This is a genomic window from uncultured Microscilla sp. (genome assembly GCF_947493425.1).
Classification (GTDB): Bacteria; Bacteroidota; Bacteroidia; order Cytophagales; family Microscillaceae; genus Microscilla.
The window spans coordinates 1-2,457 of the sequence record NZ_CANLRP010000353.1 but is presented as its reverse complement, the minus strand read 5'-3'; the positions used below and the strand labels follow the sequence as shown (position 1 = coordinate 2,457).

General features: G+C 40.4%; 1 protein-coding gene. It reads left to right on the top strand.

What is annotated here, in order from left to right; genetic code table 11:
* Positions 1 to 487 precede the first annotated feature (487 nt).
* Positions 488 to 2,098 carry a M1 family metallopeptidase gene (locus Q0954_RS33605; protein WP_299466351.1) on the top strand — a complete coding sequence of 537 codons (1,611 nt, stop codon included), beginning with the start codon at positions 488 to 490 and terminating at the stop codon, positions 2,096 to 2,098.
* Positions 2,099 to 2,457: the final 359 nt, after the last annotated feature.

The window sequence follows — 2,457 nt, the reverse complement described above, 5'->3', positions numbered from 1 at the left end:
AGCCAAACATGGTTCAAATGATTTTATCGGATTTTTAAGCTTTGACTAATGCGATGCATATCGGAACCGGAGCTACGTAAACTTTTTGAAGTAAAGTAAGCGAGCTAAAGACTCCGAATAACCGAGCCTACAGCTATGCTGTGGCGAGCTCTGCGAAGCTAATGTGGTAGGAATTTAGTTTCCAGTGCACGAGGATGGTACTTTTTAAAAAACGAAGCCATTTCTAAACCCTGATTCATCGGGGCAGTTTTACTGTGCTGGGTTCAGCGAAGTTAAAAGCTGGGTACTTGATGGACGAGTGCTGTGGGTGTCAGCTTTTTGGCAACTATTATCAAAATACTATTGGTTCTTGGTTTATTTCTGAACTTTCTTGATTTTTATTTAAATAAACCCGTAAAACCCGATAAATTGCCTTTTATAGTTTGCTCAGAAAACATTATAGATTCAAATAGATATGAAAATTCGTTTATCATTGGGCGCATTAATTATGGGGTTGTTTATTACCTCATTAGCCTATAGCCAAAAAAACCAATTTACCCGTCAAGATAGCCTTAAGGGAAGCATTACCCCCGAAAGGGCCTGGTGGGACTTGACCTATTATCATTTAAAGGTACAGGTTTACCCTGAAAAAAAGCGCATTGCTGGTTCTAACACGATCAGGTATAAAGTATTGAAAAATGGGCAACGTATGCAAATTGACTTGCAAGAGCCTATGAAAATTACCAAAGTCCAGCAAAATGGCAAAGCCCTTAAGTATAGCCGTGAGGGCAATGTGTATTGGGTAACCTTGCCGCCTCAACTTAAGGGTAAAACAGGCGAGTTGATAGTGTTTTTTGAAGGAACCCCCAAAGTAGCACGTCGTGCCCCCTGGGATGGAGGCTTTGTGTGGAAGCGTGACAAAAACAATCGCCATTTTATTACCGTAGCCTGCCAGGGCGAAGGAGCCAGTTTGTGGTGGCCTTGCAAAGACCACCCTTACGATGAACCGGACAATGGAATGATGATTAGTGTAACCGTGCCCGAAAACTTAATGGATGTTTCGAATGGTAAGCTGGTAAAAACTGATCATAACAAAGCTGCCAAAACCAAAACCTATCACTGGCAGGTAAAAAACCCGATTAATAACTACGGGGTAAACGTCAATATTGGGGATTACGCCCATTTTTCAGAAAAATATGAAGGAGAAAAAGGTACACTTGACTGCAATTATTATGTATTGAAGTATAACCTTGAGAAGGCCAAAAAACAATTTAAACAAGTGAAAAAAATGCTTACAGCTTTTGAACACTGGTTTGGTCCTTATCCTTTTTATGAAGATGGTTTTAAACTGGTAGAAGTGTCATACCTGGGAATGGAACACCAAAGCTCGGTAACTTATGGTAACCGTTACAAAAACGGCTATTTAGGTTCCGACTTGAGTGGTTCGGGTTGGGGGCTTAAATTCGATTTTATCATTGTGCACGAGGCTGGACACGAATGGTTTGCTAACAACATTACTCACCAGGACGTAGCCGACATGTGGATACACGAAGGGTTTACGGCGTATTCAGAAAACCTATACCTTGACTATCATTTTGGCAAGAAAGCCAGCCGCGAATATGTACTGGGTACTCGCCGCAATATACGCAATGACAGACCTGTCATTGGGGTGTATAATGTAGGCAACGAAGGGTCGGGCGACATGTATTACAAAGGCGCCAATTTGTTGCACATGATTCGTGTAATCATTGGGAACGATAAAAAATGGCGCAAGATATTGAGAGGGCTGAACAAAAAATTCTATCATCAAACGGTTACTACCCAGCAAATAGAAAGCTACGTTATTAAAAAATCGCGTAAAAAACTGGCCAAAATGTTTGACCAATACCTGAGAACCAAGCAAATACCTATTTTAGAGTACAAAAAAGACAATGGTACGTTGAGCTATCGTTGGACAAACTGTGTCAAAGGGTTTGATATGCCATTGAAGACAACCATGGGAGAAAAAACAGTTTGGTTGAAGCCTACTCAGCAATGGAAAAGCACCAAGTTGAAAGGAGACTTTAAAGTAGTGCGTGATTTTTATATAAAAACCAAAGAAGTAAACAAGTCAAAATAAAAGATAGGGGAATAGTTGGAGGGATCAACAATGAAGAGGCTCCTTAAGGGAGCAAACAAGAAATAACCTACCCATTTTGTAGCTGCTCTTTTGCCCCGAGACTTTGTTACTTTTTGCAGCCGTAGCTCTGCTATGACTTTAAAAAGTGCTGCGTCTCAGAATAAAATAGTTAGCAAAGAACAGGTACCCTATTTTTTAATTGCTCCCTAAAAAATAAAGCTCCTGATGGTTTGAGTCAAATCATCAGGAGCTTTGTATTTTTTGTGTCAATGTTTTGGTGATAAAACAAAACCCCCATAAAGCGAAGACTTTATGAGGGTAAAATGGGCAACTGATCGGGATTGAACCGACTACCTCTG